19 protein-coding genes are annotated in these 23,850 nt (G+C 57.7%); 13 read left to right on the top strand and 6 right to left on the bottom strand.

The window, feature by feature from the left end:
- The first annotated feature begins 96 nt into the window (after positions 1 to 96).
- Positions 97 to 1,494 (top strand): MBL fold metallo-hydrolase RNA specificity domain-containing protein, encoded by a 1,398-nt coding sequence (locus tag GSF27_RS10380; RefSeq protein ID WP_160968623.1) that lies wholly within the window; start codon positions 97 to 99, stop codon positions 1,492 to 1,494.
- 159 nt (positions 1,495 to 1,653) lie between these two features.
- Positions 1,654 to 2,514, top strand: coding sequence for an SDR family NAD(P)-dependent oxidoreductase (locus GSF27_RS10375; protein WP_160968621.1), 861 nt, complete (start codon positions 1,654 to 1,656; stop codon positions 2,512 to 2,514).
- A gap of 63 nt (positions 2,515 to 2,577) precedes the next feature.
- Here GSF27_RS10375 and GSF27_RS10370 read toward each other — a convergent pair whose 3' ends face one another.
- Both GSF27_RS10370 and GSF27_RS10365 read right to left on the bottom strand, forming a co-directional pair.
- Complete coding sequence (locus GSF27_RS10370; RefSeq protein WP_160968619.1) at positions 2,578 to 3,483, bottom strand: response regulator transcription factor; 906 nt, start codon at positions 3,481 to 3,483, stop codon at positions 2,578 to 2,580.
- Positions 3,480 to 6,839: an ATP-binding protein gene (locus GSF27_RS10365; RefSeq protein WP_160968617.1), complete on the bottom strand. Its 3,360-nt coding sequence runs from the start codon at positions 6,837 to 6,839 to the stop codon at positions 3,480 to 3,482. The genes GSF27_RS10370 and GSF27_RS10365 overlap by 4 nt, the downstream gene beginning before the upstream one ends.
- Positions 6,840 to 7,402: 563 nt before the next feature.
- On the opposite strand from GSF27_RS10365, the gene urtA reads away from it, so the two are divergent.
- The 11 genes from urtA (at position 7,403) to GSF27_RS10310 (ending at position 18,870) form a co-directional block, all read left to right on the top strand.
- On the top strand, positions 7,403 to 8,566 hold the full coding sequence (urtA, locus tag GSF27_RS10360) for an urea ABC transporter substrate-binding protein (RefSeq protein ID WP_160968787.1): 1,164 nt from the start codon (positions 7,403 to 7,405) through the stop codon (positions 8,564 to 8,566).
- A 132-nt stretch (positions 8,567 to 8,698) separates the two neighbouring features.
- The gene (urtB, locus tag GSF27_RS10355) at positions 8,699 to 9,622 is read left to right on the top strand and encodes an urea ABC transporter permease subunit UrtB (protein WP_160968615.1); all 924 of its coding nucleotides are present in this window, start codon (positions 8,699 to 8,701) and stop codon (positions 9,620 to 9,622) included.
- Between the two features lie 40 nt (positions 9,623 to 9,662).
- Positions 9,663 to 10,814, top strand: a complete 1,152-nt coding sequence (gene urtC, locus GSF27_RS10350; protein WP_160968613.1) for an urea ABC transporter permease subunit UrtC — start codon at positions 9,663 to 9,665, stop codon at positions 10,812 to 10,814.
- Between the two features lie 50 nt (positions 10,815 to 10,864).
- Positions 10,865 to 11,611 carry an urea ABC transporter ATP-binding protein UrtD gene (urtD, locus tag GSF27_RS10345; protein ID WP_370462594.1) on the top strand — a complete coding sequence of 249 codons (747 nt, stop codon included), beginning with the start codon at positions 10,865 to 10,867 and terminating at the stop codon, positions 11,609 to 11,611.
- A 21-nt stretch (positions 11,612 to 11,632) separates the two neighbouring features.
- The gene (urtE, locus tag GSF27_RS10340) at positions 11,633 to 12,322 is read left to right on the top strand and encodes an urea ABC transporter ATP-binding subunit UrtE (protein WP_160968609.1); all 690 of its coding nucleotides are present in this window, start codon (positions 11,633 to 11,635) and stop codon (positions 12,320 to 12,322) included.
- 87 nt (positions 12,323 to 12,409) lie between these two features.
- Positions 12,410 to 13,450: an aliphatic amidase gene (locus GSF27_RS10335; RefSeq protein WP_160968607.1), complete on the top strand. Its 1,041-nt coding sequence runs from the start codon at positions 12,410 to 12,412 to the stop codon at positions 13,448 to 13,450.
- 196 nt (positions 13,451 to 13,646) lie between these two features.
- Complete coding sequence (locus GSF27_RS10330) at positions 13,647 to 14,597, top strand: AAA family ATPase (RefSeq protein WP_202410378.1); 951 nt, start codon at positions 13,647 to 13,649, stop codon at positions 14,595 to 14,597.
- Between the two features lie 497 nt (positions 14,598 to 15,094).
- Positions 15,095 to 16,324, top strand: a complete 1,230-nt coding sequence (gene fmdA, locus GSF27_RS10325; RefSeq protein WP_160968603.1) for a formamidase — start codon at positions 15,095 to 15,097, stop codon at positions 16,322 to 16,324.
- 95 nt (positions 16,325 to 16,419) lie between these two features.
- Positions 16,420 to 16,827 carry an FmdB family zinc ribbon protein gene (locus tag GSF27_RS10320; protein WP_160968601.1) on the top strand — a complete coding sequence of 136 codons (408 nt, stop codon included), beginning with the start codon at positions 16,420 to 16,422 and terminating at the stop codon, positions 16,825 to 16,827.
- Between the two features lie 311 nt (positions 16,828 to 17,138).
- Positions 17,139 to 18,470: an HD-GYP domain-containing protein gene (locus GSF27_RS10315; RefSeq protein ID WP_160968599.1), complete on the top strand. Its 1,332-nt coding sequence runs from the start codon at positions 17,139 to 17,141 to the stop codon at positions 18,468 to 18,470.
- Between the two features lie 13 nt (positions 18,471 to 18,483).
- Positions 18,484 to 18,870, top strand: a complete 387-nt coding sequence (locus tag GSF27_RS10310; protein ID WP_160968597.1) for a hypothetical protein — start codon at positions 18,484 to 18,486, stop codon at positions 18,868 to 18,870.
- A gap of 188 nt (positions 18,871 to 19,058) precedes the next feature.
- Here the strand turns inward: GSF27_RS10310 and GSF27_RS10305 are convergent, their stop codons facing one another.
- The 4 genes from GSF27_RS10305 to glyQ all read right to left on the bottom strand — a co-directional run bounded on the left by GSF27_RS10305 (position 19,059) and on the right by glyQ (position 23,706).
- Positions 19,059 to 19,694 (bottom strand): MarC family protein, encoded by a 636-nt coding sequence (locus GSF27_RS10305; protein ID WP_202410377.1) that lies wholly within the window; start codon positions 19,692 to 19,694, stop codon positions 19,059 to 19,061.
- A 113-nt stretch (positions 19,695 to 19,807) separates the two neighbouring features.
- A complete protein-coding gene (locus GSF27_RS10300; protein ID WP_160968595.1) occupies positions 19,808 to 20,521 on the bottom strand; it encodes a 1-acyl-sn-glycerol-3-phosphate acyltransferase in 714 nt (237 codons plus the stop codon).
- A gap of 120 nt (positions 20,522 to 20,641) precedes the next feature.
- A complete protein-coding gene (gene glyS, locus GSF27_RS10295) occupies positions 20,642 to 22,723 on the bottom strand; it encodes a glycine--tRNA ligase subunit beta (protein ID WP_160968593.1) in 2,082 nt (693 codons plus the stop codon).
- Entirely contained in the window at positions 22,723 to 23,706 is a 984-nt protein-coding gene (gene glyQ, locus GSF27_RS10290) for a glycine--tRNA ligase subunit alpha (RefSeq protein WP_160968591.1), read from the bottom strand. The genes glyS and glyQ overlap by 1 nt, the downstream gene beginning before the upstream one ends.
- Between the last annotated feature and the right edge of the window lie 144 nt (positions 23,707 to 23,850).

Here is a 23,850-nt window from a genome sequence, read left to right as displayed (position 1 = left end):
GCGCCAGTCAGCATCTGCTTGTTGTACATCATTGCCTGCGCCGTCGCATCTGCGCGACACTGAGGGCTCACAGGGAAATAGCAATACGGAAAATCTATGGCTCAGGTGAAATTTCTCGGGGCTGTGGAGGGGGTCACCGGCTCCCTGCACCTGCTCATTACGTCGAAATCCAGAATCCTGCTGGACTGCGGGTTGTTCCAGGGAACCCGGGAGGAGGAGTCGCGCAACTTCCAGAAATTTCCGTTTCACGTAGCGGATCTGGATGCGGTGGTTCTCTCCCACGCTCACCTGGATCACTCCGGGCGTCTGCCGAAACTGGTGGATGAAGGCTACGGTGGTTCCATTTATATGACCCGGGCCAGCTGTGACCTGCTGGAGGTGCTGCTGAAGGATGCGGCGTCCCTGCAGGAACGTGACAGCCAGTGGGAGAACAAACGCCGTCGCCGCGCCGGCAAGGAACCCATCGATCCACTCTATACCGAAGAGTCGGTACAGCAGACGCTCACCCAGTGCCTTGGATTGCCCTATGGGCACAGCCACAAACTGACCGAGGATGTGAGCATCTGTTTCCGCGACGCCGGACATATCCTTGGGTCTGCCATTGTGGAAGTGTACATCGACGAAGATGGGCGCCGGAAAAAACTGGTCTTCTCCGGTGACCTCGGCAACAGTTGCGCGGCGTTGCTGCGGGACCCGGAAGTGATCACTGAAGCCGACGCTATCATGATCGAATCAACTTACGGTGATCGTGAACACCGTTCGCTGTCGGAAACCCTGGAAGAGTTCGAAGAGGTGATTCGTGAGGCGTCGGAAAACGGTGGCAATATTCTCATTCCCTCCTTCGCGGTGGGCCGTACCCAGGAAATTATTTTCCGCCTGGGTGAACTCTACCAGCGTGGCCTGCTGCGCCACCAGGCGGTCTATCTGGACAGTCCCATGGCCATCGCGGTGACCGAGATCTACCACCGCTACCAGCACGTCTACAACGACGAGGACGCGACCGAACTACAGACTGTGGTGGGTGGTCGCCTGAGCAAGTTTCTGCCCACCTTGCGCTACAGCACCACCACCGACGAATCCATGGCACTGAACCGTATCGAGAAAGGCGCCATTATTATTGCCGGCAGCGGTATGTGTAACGGCGGTCGTATCCGTCACCACCTCAAGCATAATCTCTGGCGTCGCAGTGCCCACGTGGTGTTTGTGGGGCACCAGGCGGTGGGTACGCCGGGGCGGGCTTTGATTGATGGCGCCGAGACGCTGCGTGTGGCCGGGGAAGAGGTGGCGGTGCGCGCCAAGATTCACACCCTTGGCGGCTTTTCCGCCCACGCCAGCCAGAAGCAACTGGCCTCATGGTTGGGCCATTTTGAACGGCGGCCGACACTCTTTCTTGTCCATGGCGAAGAGGAAGCCAAGCAGGCATTGCAGGAGAAGCTGCAGGAAGAGGGCTGGAAGCCACACATTGCCCGCCTGGGAGAATCCATGAGCTTCTGATTGTCATTAAGGATGTGCCGGCACCTTGTTTCGCCCCCCACCACACCTTTTCGCCCGACCCTGGGATTGCGTTACACTCCCCTGAGTGGCAGCGCCAGTGTTTGTCGGCGTAGTGATTTTCGCTGACTAAAAGAATAAGAAGTCACAGGAGAACTCCCCATGTCCCAGCCCCCGGTTGTGGTGGTCACCGGCGCCAGTCGCGGTGCCGGCCGCGGTATCGCCATCGCCCTTGGCAGTTACGGCTGCACCGTCTATGTCACCGGCCGTTCGCAGCAGCCGGGTGATTCGCCCTTGCCCGGCACTATCTTTGAGACTGCCGATGCCGTAACGGCAGCGGGAGGGACCGGCATTGCCGTGCGCGTAGACCACGGCAACGATGACGAAGTGAAAGCACTGTTTGAACAGGTTCAGAGTGAGCAGGGGCGACTGGATATTCTGGTGAATAACGCCTGTGCCATTCACGATGACCTCACCAAGCCCGGCAATTTCTGGGAAAAGGATCCGGGCATTGCGGACATGCTGGACGTGGGATTACGCAGCAGCTACATCGCCAGCTATTACGCTGCGCCGATTATGGTGAAGCAGCAACACGGCCTGATTATGTTCACCTCTGCGTCCGGTTCCGTGCACTACGTCTATGGTCCGGTGTACGGCGCTCATAAGGCGGGTATGGATAAGTTCGCCGCCGATATGGCTGAAGACCTGCGGCCGTTTAATGTGGCCGCTCTCTCGGTATGGATGGGGGCACTGAAGGCCGAGCGTTTGATGCTGTTGATGGAATCCAATCGGGAAAAGTACGGTTACCTGGAAGAGATCACCGAGACGCCGGAGTTTACCGGTCATGTTATCTGGCATCTCTACAACGACCCGGCGTTAATGTCCCTCAGTGGTAAAACGGTGATTGGTGCGGAGATGGCGATCCATTACGGTTTTACCGATGCCGGCGGACGTCAGCCACCTTCCTATCGTGACACCCACCAGATTGAACCCCGCGAACAGTATCCCTGTGTTATCCGTTAAGCACCGGCATGTGGCCAATTGATCACCACTACGGTGGTGATCAAACCTGAGCACTGACCGATCTCATTCGTTCAACAGTTTTACCGCCACAACAGCAGCCGCAGTGCGGTTATCAACATCCATCTTATTGAAAATCTGCTCCAGGTGTTTGTTCACTGTGCGCGGGCTCATGTTAAGGATAAAACCGATTTCGCGATTGGTTTTGCCGTGCGCAATCCACAGGGTGACGTGGGCTTCTTTCTCGGTTAACTCCAGGCCTGCCCGCAACAGCTCAACGTCTGTTGGCCGGTCTGTATCAATCAATTGCAGCAGAAACTCATTGCCACTGGTCTGGCTGATAAACTTTACATCGAGGGGTTTCACGTTGCCTTCCAGCAGCAGGCCGCTCTCCTTGTTGGAGGATTGCAGAAACTCCTGCAGAGCGCCGGGCAGTTCTGTGGCCAGCCACTCTTTGCTGAGCCCGGCGTCCTCAAACAGTTGATGGGCCTGGGGCGTTGCCCAGGCCAGGTGACCGTTGCGGGTGGCGGCAAACAGGTATTGGCCGGTGCTGTCGAGGGCGTGCTTGGTACTCTGGGTGACACGGGCGTTGGCCAGGTGCACCCGCATACGCGCTATCAGCTCGTCACCGTTGACCGGTTTGGTAATGTAGTCGACGCCGCCGGCCTCAAACCCTTTCACAATGCTGGCGGTGTCTGTCAGTCCGGTCATGAAAATAACCGGAATGTGTTCCAGTGACTTGATGCCTTTCAGTCGCTTGCAGGTTTCGAAGCCGTCGAGGTTGGGCATGATGGCGTCCATGAGAATCACATCGGGCGTGATGCTGGCGGCAATGGTCAGAGCCTGCTGGCCCTCCAGTGCTACCAATACCGTCACTCCCGCCCGGTCCAGGGTATCGTTGAGCATACCCAGGGTTTCCGGTGAATCGTCGACCACCAACACCACATCTTTTTTGGGCGTGGAAGCATTCATAGGGATTCCTCTAGTAATTTAATCAGGGCACTGAAGTTAAAGTGCCGTGCGTGTTCCTGTAAGCGGTCCAGCAACTGGGATGACTCCGGATGCTCTTCGCGCAAGCCGGCCAGGTAATCGCGGATACCGTTGGCGTAACCGATCTTTGCCAGCCGGATCAGGTCCTGTTTGTTGGACTCGGACAGCGGCAGGGGCTGGGTGCTGGCTGGCGCGGCGCTGGGCTCTTCCGGTTGGGCGTAACGCCAGACGATGGGCAGGTGCTGGCTGATGATCGGCAACAACTGGGAGATTTTCAGCGGCTTCACCAGGTAGGCGTCGTTGGGAGCAACCTGATCGGTCAGTTCCTCTTCCTGCGGTCGCTGGTAGGCGTCGGCCGAGATCATGAAGATCTTGCATCTGGGCCACTGGCGCCGAAGTATGCGCGCCAGCTCCCAACCACTCATGCCGGGCATGGTGATGTCCAGCAGGAACAGGTCCGGTGGTTGCTCGCTCAGGCGCAGCATCTCCAGGCATACGCCCGCATCCGGTGCCTGTACGATGTTAAAGCCCAGCGGCTCCAGCAGGTCCTGCAACAGGCTGCGATGGGTGGGTTCGTCGTCCACCACAAAAATGGTCTTGGTGTCGCCGTGGTAGCCCAGTACCTGACGATCCTGTGTGGCACTGACCGCAAGTTTGGTGGTACTGGACAGCATCAGTTTGACGTTGAAGCAGCTGCCTTTGCCCGGGGTGCTGGTTACGGACAGGTCGCCGCCCATAATATCGGTCAGCAGGCGGGTGATGGTCAGTCCCAGGCCGGTGCCGGTGACGTGTGGCTCGCCGGCTTTGCGTACCCGCTCGAACGGGCGGAAGATGCGCTCCATGTTCTCTTCGTCGATACCGACACCGGAATCCTCGATGGTGAACTCCGCCACCAGGCTGCGATAGCTGACCGAGAAGCGTACCTTGCCGGAGTGGGTATATTTCACGGCGTTGGAGAGCAGGTTGATCAGAATCTGGCGCAGGCGTTTTTCATCGGCGCGTACCGTTTGTGGCAGCGGCGTTAAGCGGTCAAATTCAAACTCGATGCCCTTGGCCTGGGCCTGCAGACGGAACATGCTCACCAGCTGTTCCAGCAGCGCGCCCAGATCCACTTCCGTCATGTTCAATTCCAGTCGTCCGGCCTCAATGCGGGAGATGTCCAACAGGCCTTCGATCAGGTCCGACAGGTACTCACTGCTGCGGCGGATAATGGCCAGTGCCTCGCGCCTTTTGGGCGCGATGTCAGTGTCTTTATCCAGCAGCTGCGCGTAGCCCATGATGGCGTTCAGGGGGGAGCGCAGTTCATGGCTGATGCCGGTGAGGTAACGGCTCTTGGCGGCGTTGGCGGCGTCGGCAATCTTCATCGACTTCTGCAGTTGCAGGTCAGTCTGTTTGTGCGCCTCAATCTCGTTCATCAGCAATTTGGTCTGGTGGCGGGTCTCCTCCTGCGAGAAGCGCCGGCTCTCGTGGCCGAGGGTGTACATCCAGGCCGCGACACCACAGACAATCAGCAAAATGTAATAGACATTGATCAGCGCCGTCATGATCGGCCCTGGTGCCATTTCTGAGTCGAGGGTGAGCTGGAAAAAAACCAGCGACAGCAGCGCTGCCATCACCACACTGATAAAGAAGAACAGGCCAAGGAAGTGTCCCACCCGGCTGTTCAGTCGTGCTACCCAGTTGGCGGGCATGATCTTGCCCAGTGCGCCGACAATCTGTTCGGAGAAGCGCGCGTCGGTCTTGCACATGTCGTGGCAGCGGCCATCCAGCGAACAGCACAGGGAGCAGATGGGGCCGGCGTAGGCGGGGCAGTGCGCCATATCCTCGTGTTCAAAATGGTGTTCGCAAATGCAGCAGCGGTGGGAGGGAGCATCGCTGATGATGACCGGCTCGCGGGCGATGTAGTACTGGCCGCGGGTCAGCCAGGCGATCAGTGGTGCTGCGATGAAACAGCACAGCAGGGTGGCGAAAGAGTAGAGTGCCTGCGCCGCCTCACCCAGCACCCCACTGAGCGACACAAAGCCCACCACCGAGGCGATCAGCATGGAGCCTACGCCCACCGGGTTGATGTCGTAGAGGTGCGCGCGCTTGAACTCCATCGCTGCCGGCCGCAGCTTCAGCGGCCGATTGATCACCAGGTCAGCAACCAGAGTACCCACCCAGGCCACTGCGACAATGGAGTAGACCGACAGGATCTCTTCCAGCACCCGGTAGATACCCAGCTCCATCAACATCAGCGCGATGGCGACATTGAACACCAGCCATACCACCCGCCCCGGGTGGTTGTGGGTAAGGCGGGAGAAGAAATTGGACCAGGCAATGGAACCGGCGTAGGCGTTGGTGACGTTAATCTTTAACTGCGACAACACCACAAAGGTACCGGTGAGGATCAGCATCAGCTCCGGCGAGGAGGTGACGTAGCCAAACGCCGTCAGGTACATGTAGTTGGGATCGGTGGCCTGGGTCATACCGACGCCGTGGCTCAGTGCCAGCACCGCCAGGAAAGAGCCAATCAGGATCTTGATGGTGCCACTGATGATCCAGCCAGGGCCTGCCATCAGCAGCGCGCCCCACCAGCGTGGTCCCGGCTTTTTATCCGCTGGCATAAAGCGCAGAAAATCCACCTGCTCACCCACCTGGGCGATCAGCGAAAACAGCACTGCCGCCGCCGCACCAAAGGCCATTAGGTTAAAGCCCGGCGCCTCCCCCGGCGGGGTGTAGTTGGCCCACAATGCCAGCGCGTCCTCCGACTGCAGGGCGATACAGATCAGCGGCAGCAGTTGCAGCACCAGCCACAGCGGCTGGGTCCACACCTGGAAGCGGCTGATCAGGGTAATACCGTGGGTCACCAGCGGAATTACAATCACGGCGCTGATGAAGTACCCGAGGTAGAGGGGGCAATCCAGCGTTAACTGCAGCGCCAGCGCCAGGATGGCGGCCTCAAGGGCAAAAAAGATAAAGGTAAAACTGGCGTAGATCAGCGAGGTGATGGTAGAGCCAATGTAGCCGAAGCCGGCGCCGCGGGTGAGCAGGTCGATATCCACGCCCTGTCTGGCGGCGTGGTAGCAGATGGGGATGGCAGTGAGGAAAATGATCAGGCCTACCGCCAGTGTGGCGGCGACCGCGTTGGTAAAACCGTGGGTAACGGTAATGGCGCCGCCTATGGCTTCCAGCGCGAGAAAAGAGATCGCCCCCAGGGCGGTATTGGAGATACGGGCCGCGGTCCAGCGGCGCGCCTTCTTGGCGGTGAAGCGCAGGGCGTAATCTTCGAGGGTCTCATTGGCGACCCAGCGGTTGTAGTTGCGGCGTACGCGGAAGACCTGTTGCCGGGCATTCAATGCAGGGTACCCCCGCCTTGCGCAATTGACGCTTTATTGAGCGGACGGCGATTGCCATGCCTCATGTTGGGGCCTCTGTAAGGTCGGATGCAGTGCACGGCCTGCTCCGGATCGACGAATTTTCCCTCCTCTGCTCTGGTAACTGTTCCCTGGTACATCACCGCCGCTACTGAATGCAGTAATGGGGCCAAGCCGGGGCATTATAGCGAGTTTTTTAATGGCAGTCGGGGCGCTGTTGCGGCGGGCAGGGAGAAAGAAGCCGGTTGTATGGGTCGTGACCGGTATTACCGGCTTGCGCTTACCCTGCACCAAGCCCGCACACATGGCCCACACAATACCGCCACCTGACTAACCCGGGTATACGTCATTTACCCCCACCTAAATGAACACATGCCGAATGGTCTGTTGTGATGCAAGTCGTGAAACTGTGCTGGCATTACTAACCTCCAGGAGAGAAGACCATGCAAGACCGTTCTCATAACCGAGGTGCAGCCGACAGCCCGAAGGGCTCCTGGGTGCGCCGATCCTTACGTGCCGCCATTGCCGCGCCGCTGGCCGGGCTGATGCTGGCCTCCCAGGCCACCTATGCGGGTGTCAACACCACCGGCCTGGCTGTCACTGACGACACAGTGACCGTCGGTATCCTGCACTCCCTCACCGGCACCATGGCCATCAGTGAGACAGGCGCCCAGGAAGCTGAAAAGCTGGCTATCAAACAGATTAACGAGAGTGGCGGTGTACTTGGTCGCCAGATCAAGATTATCCAGGAAGACGGTGCCAGTGACTGGCCAACCTTCGCCGAGAAGAGCCGCAAGCTGCTGGTGAACGACAAGGTGGCTGCCGTATTCGGTTGCTGGACCTCCGCCTCCCGTAAAGCCGCACTGCCGGTTTTCGAAAAAGAGAACGGCCTGCTCTACTACCCGACTTTCTATGAAGGTCTGGAACAATCCAAAAACGTGATCTACACCGGCCAGGAAGCTACCCAGCAGATTCTCGACGGTCTCAACTGGGTTGCCAAAGAGAAGGGTGCCAAGACCTTCTACCTGATCGGCTCCGACTACATCTGGCCACGTACCTCCATGAAGATCGCCCGCAAGCACATTGAAAACGTGCTCGGCGGTAAAGTGGTTGGTGAAGAGTACAAGCCACTGGGTGATACCCAGTTCGGTTCCGTTATTAACAAAATCCGTCTGAAAAAACCTGACGTTATCTACGCCGCTGTTGTGGGTGGTTCCAACGTTGCCTGGTTCAAGCAGCTGAAAGCCGCCGGTATCACCGGTGACAAGCAAACCCTGCTGACCATCTCCGTTACCGAAGACGAAGTTCTGGGTATTGGCGGTGAAAACCTGGAAGGCTTCTACTCCATCATGAAGTACTTCCAGAGCCAGGATAACCCCAACAACGAAGCCTTCGTTAAAGCCTTTAAAGAGATGTGGGGCGACGACAGCGTGATCGGTGACGTGACCCAGGCAGCTTACCTCGGCCCATGGCTGTGGAAAGCAGCGGTTGAACGCGCTGGTTCCTTCGACATCGACAAAGTGGTTGCCGAGTCCGAGAAGGGCGACATCGAGCTGACCACTGCGCCTGAAGGCTACGTGAAACTGCACAAGAACCACCACCTCTGGTCCAAGGCCCGCGTTGGCAAGTGGAAGAAGGATGGTCAGGTTGAAGTGGTATACGAGTCTGAGCTGATCGAGCCCGATCCGTTCCCAGCCGGTTACCAGTAAGTTTCCCGATCGACCTCAGCATCTACTACCCGCAAGGATCGCAGTACACCAGGCCGACACGGAGGTCGGCCTATCAAGATTTCGGACATTGAGTGCTTCACTCACTGTTGACAGCTTTTTGGAGACTTCATCATGGGCGGATATACCAGCAGCGAACTGATGGCCATCTTTGCCATGCAGGGTTTTGCCGGCATCAGTTTATTCAGCGTGCTGCTGCTGATGGCACTGGGCCTTGCCATTATTTTTGGCCAGATGGGGGTCATCAACATGGCCCACGGTGAATTCATGGCAGCGGGTGCCTACACCACCTATCTGCTCTCCACCGTCACAGAGACTTATTTCCCCGGCTTTATGCCGTACTACTTTTTAGTCGCCATTGTGGCTGCGTTCTTTGTCGCAGCGGCTTTGGGGTATCTCGCCGAATGGGCGTTGATACGACATTTGTACAAGCGTCCGCTGGATACCCTGCTGGCCACCTGGGGCCTGAGCCTGATCATGCAACAGGCCTATCGCTCCATCTTCGGTGCCCGCGAAGTGAGCCCGGCGCTGCCCGACTGGCTGATGGGTTCCTACCAGCCGACTGACATGATCGACATTCCCCTCAACGGTATGTTCGTGCTGGCCCTGACCCTGCTGATCACCGGTGGCGTCTTCTACCTGATGTTCAAATCCAGCTGGGGCCTCAAGGTGCGTGCCACCACCCAGAACCGGGTTATGAGTGGCGCGGTGGGTATCAACACCAAAAAAGTGGATCGTCTTACCTTCGCCCTCGGTTGCGGTATCGCCGGTGTTGCCGGTGCGGCCTTCACCACCATCGCCTCCACCGGTCCAACCACCGGCACCCTCTACATCGTGGATACCTTCATGGTGGTTGTGTTTGGTGGCGCTGCCAGCCTGCTCGGTACCATCGCCTCGGCCTTCTCCATTGCCCAGGCACAGTCGATCCTCGAGTTCTTCATCAGCGGTTCGATGGCCAAGGTGTTCACCCTGCTGACGCTGGTTGTGATTCTGATGTTCAAGCCAGAAGGTCTGTTTGCCAGCAAGGTCCGCCGTTGAGGCGGGCCTTCACCAACGGAATGTAATTTGGGAGATCCCTATGAGCTTTATGTATGAAAAACTGTTGGGTGGCAAAAACGGGACGGTCGGGTTTGTCCTGTTGGCGACGCTGATACTGGTGGTGTTCCCACTGGCACTGGATGGCTTCCGCCTCAACCTGGTGGCCAAGTACCTGACCTACGCCTTCCCCGCCATCAGCCTGGTGCTGCTGTGGGGCTACGGCGGCACCCTGAGCCTGGGCCAGGGCATCTTCTTCGGCCTCGGTGGTTACGGCATGGCCATGTTCCTGAAACTGGAAGCCTCCAGCCCGGAGAACACTGCGATTCAGTCTACCCCCGGTATTCCCGACTTTATGGACTGGAACCAGCTCACTGCGCTGCCGTGGTTCTGGGAACCCTTCAACAGCTTCACCTTTACCCTGTTGGCGATCCTGATTATCCCGTCGGTATTTGCCTACCTGATCGGTGTGGCCATGTTTAAGCGCCGCGTGGGTGGTGTGTACTTCGCCATCATTACCCAGGTGGTGTCACTGATCCTCACTGTCCTGATTGTGGGTCAGCAGGGTTACACCGGTGGCATTAACGGTATTACCGACCTGCGCACCCTGCATGGCTGGGATATCACCTCCGACTTCGCCAAGAACCTGTTCTACTTTATTACCTGTTTCCTGTTGCTGGCGGTGATCCTGATGTCCCGTTTCATCCTCACCAGCAAATTCGGTCGCCTGTTGCTGGCGATGCGTGACAAGGAAGACCGCGTGCGCTTCTCAGGTTACGACGTTGCCAACTTCAAGATCTTTATCTTCTGTTTCTCGGCCATGATCTCCGCCATTGGCGGCGCCATGTTCACCCTCTCCGTAGGTTTTATGTCGCCATCCTTTGTGGGCATTGTACCTTCCATCGAGATGGTGATCTTCGCCGCGGTGGGTGGACGCCTGTCGCTGATTGGTGCGGTATACGGTTGTCTGCTGATTAACTTTGGCAAGACGGCGTTCTCCGAGTCGTTCCCCGAGCTGTGGCTGTTCCTGATGGGTGGCCTGTTTATCGCAGTAGTGATGTTCTTCCCCAATGGCCTGGCTGGCCTGTGGGAAGACCATAGCCACCACATCAAAAAGCGCCTGGGCTTTATAACCTCCCTGTTTTCCAAAAATGACACGGCAGCGGTTGCTCCCAAGCTGGAGGGGTCGAACTGATCGACCCCAACCGGCAGAACAAGACTTAACGACAAACAGAGGTTGTTATGATGAGCGCAAACACAGATTTCACCCTGGCCGTAGAAGAGCTGACCGTATCCTTCGACGGTTTCAAGGCGGTGGACAATCTGAACTTCTATCTCGACAAGAACGAACTGCACGTGGTGATCGGTCCCAACGGCGCGGGTAAAACTACCGTGCTGGACCTGATCTGCGGCAAGACCAAGTCCACCTCCGGCAGTATCAAGTTCATGAACAAGGAGCTCACCAAACTCTCCGAGCATGAAATTGTGCGTGCCGGGGTAGGGCGCAAGTTCCAGACTCCCTCCATCTACGAAAACCTCACCGTGTTCGAAAACCTGGAAGTCTCCTACCCGCGCGGCCGTGGGGTGTTCGGTTCGCTGATGTTCAAGCGTGACGCGGAGGTGGAAAACAAGATTCTCGAAATCGCCAAAGAGATCATGCTTGACCATATGCTGGAGACCGAAGCCGCGCTGTTGAGCCACGGCCAGAAGCAGTGGCTGGAGATCGGCATGCTGCTGATCCAGGATCCGCAACTGCTGATGCTGGATGAGCCGGTAGCAGGTATGAGTGTGAAAGAGCGTGAGCAGACCGCCGAGCTGCTCAACAAAATCAGTGCAGGGCGTTCCGTGCTGGTGATCGAACACGATATGGAGTTCGTCGCCCAGATTGCCCACAAGGTAACGGTGTTACACCAGGGGAAAATTCTCGCCTCCGGCGACATGGACACGGTGCAGAAAGATCCCAAGGTTATCGAAGTTTATCTTGGTCACTAAAACCGGATTAGGAAAAGAATCATGCTGAATGTATCCAACCTGAAGGTTTGTTATGGCCAGAGTGAAGTAATTCACGGCCTCGACTTCGAAGTCCCGAAAAACGAAACACTGGCGATCATGGGTCGCAACGGGATGGGCAAGACCACACTGTTTAAATCCCTGATCGGTATCCTGCCCACCTCTGAAGGCAGCATCAGCGTCGATGGCGTGGATGTGACCGGCAAGGAGAGTTGCGACCGGGTAGAGAACGGCATCGCCTATGTTCCCCAGGGCCGTATGATTTTCCCGTCACTGACCGTGCAGGAAAATATTGAAACCGGTATGCAGGTCTCCGGACTGAAAAAAATTCCCGACGATATCTACAGCCTGTTCCCGGTTCTGTTTGATATGCGCAAGCGCAAGGGCGGCAACCTCTCTGGCGGCCAACAGCAGCAGCTCGCCATTGCCCGCGCCCTGGTGACCAATCCCAAGGTATTGCTGTTGGACGAGCCGACCGAAGGTATCCAGCCGTCGATCATCAAGGATATCGCCAACGTCCTCAACGAAATTAAAAAGATGCGTGACATCACCATCATTGTTTCCGAGCAGGTACTGAGTTTTACCATGGCCATTGCCGATCGCATCATCGTTATCGACAAGGGCAACTTTATTCACGAAAACAAGCGTGAAGAAGTGGATACCGACAAGATCAAGGCGTATCTGTCTGTTTAAGAGACCGGAACCTACCGGTCCGCCAAAACCCAAAGTGCAGAGACAACTTACTTTCAACGAAAGTAAATACAACGACGGGAGTCAACAATGAGACATGGTGATATTTCCAGCAGCCCGGATACCGTGGGTGTAGCGGTGGTGAACTACAAGATGCCACGGCTGCACACCAAAGCCGAAGTGCTGGAGAATGCTCACAAGATCGCAGAGATGATCAAGGGAATGAAAATCGGATTGCCGGGTATGGATCTGGTGGTGTTCCCCGAGTACAGCACCATGGGCATTATGTACGACCCGCAGGAGATGATGGATACCGCCGCCACCATCCCCGGTGAGGAGACCGCTATCTTCAGTGCTGCCTGTAAAGAGGCCAACACCTGGGGCATTTTTTCACTCACTGGCGAGCGTCACGAAGAGCACCCCAACAAGGCACCCTACAACACGCTGATCCTGATCAACAACGAAGGTGAGATCGTACAGAAATACCGCAAATGTATTCCCTGGTGTCCCATTGAAGGTTGGTACCCGGGCGATCGAACCTACGTCAGCGAAGGTCCGAAAGGCCTGAAGATCAGTCTGATTATCTGCGACGACGGCAACTACCCGGAAATCTGGCGCGACTGTGCCATGAAGGGCGCCGAGTTGATCGTACGCTGTCAGGGCTACATGTATCCCGCCAAAGAGCAGCAGATCATGATGGCCAAGACCATGGCCTGGGCCAACAACTGTTACGTGGCAGTGGCCAACGCCACCGGCTTTGACGGTGTCTACTCCTACTTCGGCCACTCCGCCATTGTCGGCTTTGACGGTCGTACCCTGGGTGAGTGTGGCGAAGAGGATATGGGTGTGCAGTACGCCCAGCTCTCCGTCAGCCAGATCCGTGATGCCCGCGCCAACGACCAGTCCCAGAACCACCTCTTCAAACTGCTCCACCGGGGCTACACCGGTATCCACAACTCCGGCGATGGCGACAAGGGCATCGCCGATTGCCCGTTTGATTTCTATCGCACCTGGGTGATGGATGCGCAGAAGGCACAGGAAGATGTGGAGAAGATGACACGCACCACCGTCGGTGTGGCCGACTGTCCGGTGGGCAACTTGCCGGTACCGGAGAAAGAAAAAACCGTGTGATCTTACCTGCGTTTCTGTTGTGAGTAAGCCATGGGTATGAGCGTCTACAATGCCATTTATTAACGATATGCTCGCCGCCCAACAAAAAGCGCCAGGGCAGGGGGATACGGTTCCTGAGTTGGTTGCCGGAAGTGCAGGGGCGGACACAAAATCCGCTCCTCTGCCCGGACACCGACAATCCCGATTCCGTTTTGACGTGGAAGCGATTACGGCCAGGTTGCAGGCACGCATCATCGGGCAGCCGCAAGCGTTACAGGCCATCCGCGACATCCTCTATCTGGTCAGTGCCGATATGGGCTTGCCACACCGGCCATTGGTGACGGTGATGATGGTGGGCTCCACCGGAGTGGGCAAAACCGAAACCGTGCGTCTGCTGGCAGAAGCCATTCACGGTGATATCAACCACTTCTGTCGTATCGACATGAACACCCTGGCCCAGTCCCATTACTCCGCCGCCCTCAGCGGGGCACCGCCCGGTTATGTCGGCAGCAAGGAGGGACACACCCTGTTGGACAGTGAACTGATCGCCGGCAGTTTCAGCCGGCCGGGGATTGTACTGTTCGACGAGATTGAAAAGGCCAGTGATGAAGTGCTGCGCAGCCTGCTCAACGTGATGGACAACGGCATGTTACAGCTCACGGCCGGCCAGAAGAAAATCGATTTCCGTAATACCATCATCTTTATGACCAGCAATGTGGGTGTGCAGGCTCTGCACCGCCACCAGCAGGCCTGTGGCAACGGCTTCAGGCGTTGGTTCATGCCCGCGTCGGTTAAACACAGAAGAGGGGAAGAGATTATTAACGAAGCACTGGAAGACCGTTTTGATCCCGAATTTCTCAACCGCCTCGACCGCGCAATCCACTACCAGTCGATCGAACACGATGCGGTCGGCCAGCTGCTGGAGCTGGAGCTGCAGCGTCTCAATGAGCGCCTGGCCAAAAAGCAGGCCAGCCTGAAGCTGGACAGCGCTGCCCGAAACCATCTTACCGGTCACTACGACAACCGCTACGGCGCCAGGGATGTGGCCCGCCATGTGCGCCGCGAACTGGAGCCACAGTTGGCACGGGCTTTGGTGCAACATCCGGAATGTGGTCGTTTTGTGGCGTTGATGTTTGATGAAAATCTGCGCGTGATACCTGAGCCCTGATTTAAATCTATCCAAAAGCTCGCGCGGGGGACCGCGCTCCTACAGGGAGTTCGACCCCATACCGTAGGAGCGCGGTGGCCCAGACCATCTTCTCTTCCTGCTGCGCAGGAATTCACCTTATCCCCCGCGGACCTCTGCCTCCCACTCTCTACGTATACGGCGCCTTTTATACCCAACAGTTGTAGTTTGCTTTGAGGCTTTCATCACAGTACTCATCCGCCTTCCTTTACTTCGAGATTGCCGCCCCTGGGCCATCAGCCAACAACTACGTCATTCGACGTAATCGATGCGCGCCGTTGACGAATAGGCGCTGTGGCAAAAATTCGCAATAGTTAGCCCACGCTGTATCCGTTGCTTCGGACACGGCTTTCAGGTGGGTCAGCGGTTTCACTTCACCCCCGGGAGCTTTCCGTAACAACTTCTATTTGCGTGCTTGTGGTGGCTGCTGTTCGTCCGCTGTAAGCACGATTTTTTTTCCGCGAACAGGAGAACTGAGCATGGCCGAAACCATCATCAAAGTGGATCTGAGTAAGTCCGCTTACGACAACGACATGATTCACAACCGCTGGCACCCGGACATCCCCATGGTCGCCACGGTAAAGCCCGGTGATGACTTTATTATTGAGTGTGTGGACTGGACCGGTGGCCAAATCAAGAACGACGACTGCGCGGACGACGTGCGCGATGTTGACCTGACCCAGGTACACTTCCTGTCCGGCCCCGTGGGTATCGAAGGTGCTGAGCCAGGCGACCTGCTGGTGGTGGATATTCTCGATATCGGTGCCTTCCCTGACAGCCAGTGGGGCTTTAACGGCTTCTTCTCCAAGCAGAACGGTGGCGGTTTCCTCACCGAGCACTTCCCCGAAGCACAGAAGTCCATCTGGGACTTCAACGGTATGTTCACCAGCTCCCGCCATGTACCGGGGGTTGAGTTCGCCGGTCTGATCCACCCCGGCCTGATCGGCTGCCTGCCTTCCAAAGAGATGCTGGAAGAGTGGAACACCCGTGAGAAAGCCCTCTACGACACCGAGCCTGATCGCATCCCGGCGCTGGCGACCCTGCCGTATGCTGATACTGCCCACATGGGCCGTATGCCTGCCGACGAGGCCAAGGTAGCGGCTGCTGAAGCGGCCCGCACCGTACCGCCCCGCGAGCACGGTGGTAACTGTGACATTAAAGACCTGTCGCGCGGTTCCAAGGTGTACTTCCCGGTTTATGTGAAAGGCGGCGGTTTGAGCGTGGGTGACCTGCACTTCAGCCAGGGCGACGGTGAGATTACCTTCTGTGGCGCCATCGAAATGGCGGGCTGGATTCACATGCGCGTCAACCTGATCAAGGGCGGCATGGAGAAGTACGCCATCAAGAACCCGATCTTCAAGCCCAGCCCCATCACGCCGAAGTACGACGACTACCTGATTTTCGAAGGTATCTCCGTGGACGAGGGTGGCAAGCAGCACTACCTGGATGTACACGTGGCCTACCGCCAGGCGTGTCTCAACGCCATCGAGTACCTGACCAAGTTTGGCTACAGCAAGGCGCAGGCCTACGCCATCCTCGGCTGTGCGCCGGTGCAGGGGCATATCAGCGGGGTGGTGGATATCCCCAACGCCTGTGCCACCCTGTGGCTGCCAACGAAGATCTTCGACTTCGACATCAACCCGGGAGCCGACGGCCCCAATAAGGAGTTGGATGGCAGTATCGACATTCCACTGTCAAAAGATAAATAAGCCACACGCAACAAAGGCCCGGTCGCCCGCAGGGGCGACCGCTGCCTGACACCAACCCTGCGTCCCTTGAAACTGCAATTTCCGGAATAGAGCAAATGCCAGTCTACGACTACAAATGCCCCGAGCACGGTGTGTTCAACGAGTTGGCCTCCATGGACCAGGCCTCTGCGCCGTCGCTATGTCCACAGTGCAAGTCCCTGAGCCCGCGTATCCTGATGATCCCGCCGGAAGTGCTGGCCATGTCGCCTGCGAAGCAGGAACAGCGCAAGGCCATGGACCACAACGAGCAGGCCAAACATGCGCCCATTATTTCCACCATTGATTCCCGCGCTGAAGCGGCGGATCGACTGGCGTTTCAGAAGAAGCAGCACAAGCACAACTCCCGCTGTGGCTGCTCCCATGAGACAGCGGGTGATCGCAGCAAGCTGAAACAGCAAGTGGTCCTGATGCCCGATGGCAGCAAAATCTTCCCCTCCCAGCGCCCGTGGATGATCAGCCACTAAAGATTTCTCTGGTTCTGCTGCGGTGGCGCGCACTGCGCGTTCATTTGCAGCAGCTTTTATTCATGGCTTCCCCTGATACTGCAGCCCCTGGCAACCAGCTATTCTGACAGGGTGCCAGGCTGTGGCATATGCTGTACCTGCGCCGCCGGCTCTCTGCCGTCAACAAGGTCCCGATGAGCTTCCGGGCTTGCTCATGCAGGTTTATATCCCCCGCGCCGTTGTGTTTTGTTACCAAAGCCCATTACACTTATTGGCACAGAAATTAAAGGCCAACGGTTCTACAGTTGCGGCATATGAGGGACCAGCTTGCTATGCCAACCGAATTAACCGAGATAAAAATACCGGTAGAAAAGCTGGAATTGGGGATGCACGTCATCCGTCTCGACAAGCCCTGGGAGGAAACTGACTTCCTGATTCAGGGTTTTGTAATCCAGGATCGGAAGACTCTTCAGGAGCTGACTGAGCAGTGCAGCCACGTCTACATTGAAGGTCGGGTCACTCACAACCTGGCGCCAGCACAACTGCGTACCCAAGAACCTCCGAAAGAGAAAAAAGGGCTCTTTTCCCGTTTTTCCCGTTCCAGGCCGACTCCTCCCGCCGACGCTAAATCGGGGAAAAGTCTCCAGGGGCCTCCCCCCGCCGAAAAACGCGTCCGCTACATCAACAAGATCCCCACAGAGCGCGAGCTGCCGGAAGCCAAGGGCACCTACGACTTCGCCAAAACCACGGTCGTCAATATCATGGATGGCATCCGCCTGGGCCGCACCATCGATATGAATCAGGCGCGGGCCACCGTTACCAGAATCGTCGACAGCGTGCTGCGCAACAAGGATGCCCTGGCCTGGCTCACCAGGATCAAAAACAAGGATGAATACACGGCCGAGCACTCACTCAATGTCAGTATTCTTGCGGCTACTTTTGCCCGTCACCTGGGCCATACGGAAGAAGAGATCGCAATCATCGCCTTGGGTGGGTTGCTGCACGATGTTGGCAAGGCCAAGATCCCCACCGAGATCCTCAATAAGGAGGGCAGGCTTACCAATGAGGAGTTTGCGCTCATGCGCCAGCATGCGGTGTTCGGCAGGAACCTGCTGATGTCAGCGGCCAGCAAGGATAAGATCACCATCGATATCGCCCACTCCCACCACGAGCGCGTCGATGGCAAGGGTTACCCGCGCAAGCTCCAGGCCCACCAGATTCCCTACTACGCCAAGGTCATTGCCATCGCCGATACCTACGATGCCATCACCAGCAATCGCTGCTACGACAGTGGCCGCTCTTCTATGGAAGCGTTGGATATTATTTATCATGTAAAGGGTGAGCAGTTTGATGAAGCGCTTGCGCTTGAGTTCATCCGCTGTATTGGTGTCTATCCTCCCGGGGCTATCGTGGAGATGAACACCGGGGAAGTAGGGTTGGTGGTGAACACCCATGAGCAAAGCAAACTGAAACCGCGGATATTGATGGTACTCGACAAAAACAAAGAGAGAGTCGCGGCACAGTTCGTAGATCTGGCAAAAATATCACAGGGTGTTGCGTTCAGTATCAAGCGAGAACTGATTAATGGCAGTCATGGGGTCTTCCTTGAGGATTTCCTCAAGCGAGGGAGTCTGTTCAAGCCCTCTGGTGATTCACCCGCCTGACAGGAGCTATACCATGGACAAATCCGGTGGCAAACGACACCTGCCGCGCTGGCTATGCGACCCTGATTTCAAAGTCTCGGTATTGATTGATGGCCACCATTACGACACGGTTGCCCTTAATTACAATCACGTAGGTATGGGGCTGTTCCGCTATGAGCGTTTACCGGAGGCAAGCCAATGTACCGTATCCCTGAGCTACAACAGTGACCCCATACAGCTTAAGGACGAATTGATTCCGGCAACGATTGTCTACGCTAACGAAACAGAAGTTGGGAGCCACTACGGCCTCAAATTCAATTTGGAAACTGTCGGGACGCGCTTGCTGCTTGCCTTGCAGGAAGTGGATCGGTTGCTCGGCGAAAGGGAAAATCACAGTGATCGATATGGTGTTAACAGCTGAGAATTTTTATAGCACAAACCTGAGAATGCACCTTATCGCTGCGCTAGCGAAGAGCCGGCGATAGCCCCGTCCCTACCACCGAATGACACAGGAAAATCACACGGCGACATAGCTGTTCCTGGCAAATTTCATGTCTCTCGCTCGTTACTGTAAAACTAAGCATCACAAGTAATGAAACGAGGGGGCACCTATAGCAACCCGCTCTGCGCAATCCCGTCAAACACAAACTGCACCGCCAGTGCCGCCAGCAGCACGCCCATCACCCGGGTAATCACGTGCATACCCGTAACCCCCAGCCACTGATTGATGCGCCCGGCCAGCAGCAGGGATACCAGTGTGGCCAGGAGTATGGCCAGCAGCGAGGCAATCACCACCGCCTGGCCGCGGATATCGCCCGCCTGGTCCGCCATCAGCAGAATGGCGGCACCCATGGCGCCGGGACCGGCAATAAGAGGAGTCGCCAGCGGGAAGACGGAGATATCCGGTTTGCCGATGGCTTCCTCTTCTTCGTCATGGGTGGTGGAGAGGACACCGGAGCTGCGGGCGAACACCATCTCGATACCGATCAGCAACAGCAGGATACCGCCGGCGGTGCGCAGGGCCGCCAGTGAAATCCCCAGCGTCGACAGCAGGGCTTTGCCGGAGAGGGCGAAGATCAGCAGGATGACGGTGGCGATCAGCACGCCGCGCAGGGCAATAACCCTTTTCTCGCGCGGGGTCTGGTGGGTGGTGAGGGCCGCAAACATGGCGGCAATATCCAGCGGCCCGATGGTGGCGAAAAAGGTGGTGAGCGAGACACCGGCAATTTCAGTCAGCGAGGACATGGCAATCCGCCACCAGCCGCAAAAGGAGTAGTATCAGTGTGGCCCCAAACGGGGCGGTTTGCCAACAGGGTCGTTACTGACGGCTGGCTGGGGCACGTTGTCGGGCGAACCGATCAACGTACCGGCATATTGGCGATCTCGCCCTCGATCCAGTTCTTCACCTCTTCGGTCAGCTGTTTGCTGTTACGGCCTTCCGGGTTGATGGGGGCGCCGATGACCATCTCGATGGTGCCAGGATATTTGCGGATGTCATGCATGGGCCAGTGGACGCCACCGTTGTGGGCGATGGGCAGGATGGGGACGCCGGCACTGATGGCGATGTCGGCGGCGCTGCGGGCGTAGTTACCTGCTTGTCCCACCGGTGTGCGGGTACCTTCGGGAAAGATCAGCAGGTTATTGCCCTGGGCGAGGCGCTTTTCGCCCATCTCCTTCACCATCTTCAGTGCGGCCTTGGGGTTGCTGCGGTCAATGGCAATGGGGCGCAGTGCCGCCAGGCCCCAACCAAAAAATGGCACGCGCAGCAGCTCTTTCTTGAGGATGGTGGAGACGGGGTGACAGGCCAGCTGCAGGAACATGGTCTCCCAGGTGGACTGGTGTTTGGCCATGATCACCACGGGCGAATCCTGCTTCAGGTGTTCAATGCCGCGGATATGGATCTTTACGCCACAGATCCAGCGCAGTGACCAGATCACCACGCGATTAAAGGTAATAAACCACTGGCCGCGGATGCGGTAGGGCAGCAGGCTGAGAGGCAGTCCCACCAGACCAACAATAACAGCGGTGATATTGAAGACCGTGTAGAACAGCAGGGCGCGGAACAGCAGCATAGGGACTATCCGTAGTGGTTTATTGGTTGTAGTGATCTATAGCCCGTAGAGTCAGCGCCAGGGAGCAACCGCGTACAGCCGGCTGCTCCCTGGCAAGGTGATTACCAGTTGGTGCTCACCTCAGTTTTTGCTGGCAGCCAGCAGCGAGATGTCCGCCACCTGCAGGAACAGGTTGCGCAGCTGGCTGAGCAGGGCCAGGCGGTTGTTGCGCAGGGCGCTGTCGTCCGCCATCACCATCACCTGATCAAAGAAGGCATCCACCGGCTCGCGCAGGCTGGCCAACGCCGCCAGGGTGGCGGTGTAGTCGTTGCCCGCAAACAGCGGGGCAACTTCTGCCGCTTTCTCCTTCAGCTTCTGCGCCAGTTGTTGCTCGGCACTCTCCTGCAGCAGGTCGTTGTTGATGGTATCAGTGATGGCTTCATCGGCCTTGGCCAGGATGTTGGAGACACGCTTGTTGGCGGCCGCCAACGCTTCGGCTTCCGGCAGCTGGCGGAAGGCGTTTACCGCCTGCACGCGACTGTGGATATCCAGCGGCTGGGACAACTGTTTGGCCTGCACTGCCTGGAACACCTCGGCGGGAATTTTGTCCTCTTCGTACCAGGCGCGGAAACGCTCCACCATGTAGGCAAAGGCGGTGTTGACGGTGTCCGCATCGGCACTGAGGTTGTCGCCGTGCAGTTCAACCGCCTTGGCCAGCAGTGCTTTCAGGTCCAGTGGCAACTGTTTCTCCACCAGCAGGCGCAGTACACCCACGCTGGCGCGACGCAGTGCGAAGGGATCCTTGGAGCCGGTGGGTTTCTGGCCGATACCGAAAATACCGGACAGGGTATCGACGCGATCCGCCAGCGCCACGATGGTACCGGTGGTGGTGGCTGGCAGCTCATCGCCGGCAAACTTCGGCTGGTAGTGCTCTTTCAGCGCCGCCGCCACTTCGGCGTCGATGCCTTCGTTAAGGGCGTAGTAGTAACCCGCCAGACCCTGCATGTCATCGAACTCGCCCACCATGTCGGAGACCAGGTCGGACTTGCACAGCTGTGCGGCCTGCTGCGCCTTGCCGCTGTCGGCGCCAATCTGGTCGGCAATGTAGGCCGCCAGCGCGGCAACGCGTTCGGTCTTGTCGAAGATGGAACCCAGCTGCGCCTGGAAGACGATGGGTTTCAGGCGCTCGCGGAAATCCGCCAGCGAGGTTTTCTTGTCGGTCTCGAAGAAGAAGGCGGCATCGGACAGGCGCGGGCGGATCACCCGCTCGTTACCGTCGATCACCTGCGCCGGGTCCTGGCTGACAATGTTGGAGACGGTGATGAAGTAGGGCATCAGCTTGCCGCTGGCGTCCACCACGTGGAAATACTTCTGGTGCTCCTTCATGGAGGAGATCAGGGCTTCCTGCGGCACGGCCAGGAAACGCTCTTCGAAGCGGCCGGTGAGCGCCACAGGCCACTCCACCAGCGCGGTCACTTCGTCCAGCAGGTCGTCATCGATCACGGCAACGCCGCCCACTTTCTGGGCTTCGGCGGTCACTTGCTCGCGGATCTGTGCCTGGCGGGTATCGAAGTCCACCACCACTTTGGCGATTTCCGGCAGCTTCTGCAGGTAGTCGTCGGCGTTCTGGATCTCCAGCACCTGGTCGTAGTGGAAACGGTGGCCGCGGGTGGCGCAGGAGGCGTGCAGGCCGAGGATTTCGCCGTCGACAATCTCGTCACCCAGCAGCATCACCAGCCAGTGTACAGGGCGCACGAACTCGGTGCGGCTGGCACCCCAGCGCATGCGCTTGGGAATGGGCAGCTTGTCGAGGGAGCCGCTGACAATACCTGGCAACAGGGTGCTGGTGGCTGCGCCACCGACGGTGGAACGGAACACCAGCTTGTCGGCCTTGCCATCGTTTTCGGTTTTCAGCTCAGCGACGCTGATACCGTTCTTGCTGGCGAAGGCTTCGGCCGCTTTGGAGGGTTTGCCTTCGGCATCAAAGGCGATCTTGGCGGGTGGGCCCCACACCACCGCTTCCTGCAGCGGGGTCTGTTCATCCAGTGCGCGCACAACTACAGCCAGGCGACGGGGGCTGGCGTAGCCTTTAATGCTGTCAAAATTGAGAGACTCACCCTTGAGGCCAGCCTCGACACCGGCGGTAAACGCCTGCATCAGATTCTTGAGCGCTTTTGGTGGCAGCTCTTCAGTGCCCAGCTCGACCAGAAAATCCTTAGCCATTACTGTGCATCTCCTTCGTTGTTGCTCTCTTTACCGGCTTCAGCAACCTGCTGCAGAACCTGTTGTTTAGCGCTCTCTTCCGCCAGCGGGAAGCCCAGCTTCAGGCGCGCGTCGAAGTAGGCCTGGGCCACGGCGCGGGCCAGGGTGCGCACGCGCAGGATGTAGCGCTGGCGCTCGGTGACGGAAATGGCGTGGCGGGCGTCCAGCAGGTTAAAGGCGTGGGAGGCCTTCATCACCATTTCGTAGGCGGGCAGTGGCAGGTTCTTTTCGATCAGGCGCTGGCTTTCGCGCTCGCAGACGTCGAAGGTCTGGAACAGGAACTCCACATTGGCCTCTTCGAAGTTGTAGTGGGACATCTCCACTTCGTTTTGGTGGAACACATCGCCATAGGTGACCTTGCTGCCATCCGGGCCAATGGTCCACACCAGGTCGTAGATGGAATCCACGCCCTGCAGGTACATGGCGATACGCTCGATACCGTAGGTGATCTCACCGGTGACCGGGAAGCACTCAATACCGCCCACTTGCTGGAAGTAGGTGAACTGGGTGACTTCCATACCGTTGAGCCATACTTCCCAGCCCAGGCCCCAGGCCCCCAGGGTGGGGGATTCCCAGTTGTCTTCCACAAAGCGGATGTCGTGGATCAGGGGATCCACGCCCAGCTCGCGCAGGGAATCCAGGTAGAGCTCCTGGATGTTGGAAGGCGACGGCTTCATCACCACCTGGAACTGGTAGTAGTGCTGCAGGCGGTTGGGGTTTTCACCGTAGCGGCCATCGGTGGGGCGGCGGGAAGGCTGCACATAGGCGGCGTTCCAGGTCTCCGGGCCCACGGCACGCAGGAAGGTGGCGGGGTGGAAGGTGCCGGCGCCCACTTCCATATCCAGTGGTTGCAGTACGACACAGCCCTGACGAGCCCAGTATTGTTGCAGAGCGAGGATCAGCCCCTGAAAGGTGCTGACATCGGGTTTGTTGGTCTCAGACACGGCTGTCTGTCCCTCCGGCCTTGGTATGGCGTCTTCAATGGGTGAAAAAACAAGGGCGGGATTATAGCCTCTGGGGCCCTTGCCGACCAAGGAATGGGTCGAAAAACCCCGCCAATGGGGCGTTTGGGACCATAATTCTGTTTA

Origin of the sequence: Pseudomaricurvus sp. HS19 (genome assembly GCF_009857815.1) — a bacterium.
GTDB lineage: Bacteria > Pseudomonadota > Gammaproteobacteria > Pseudomonadales > Cellvibrionaceae > Pseudomaricurvus.
The sequence above is the reverse complement of the archived record's forward strand: the minus strand, read 5'-3'. Positions and strand labels throughout refer to the sequence as shown.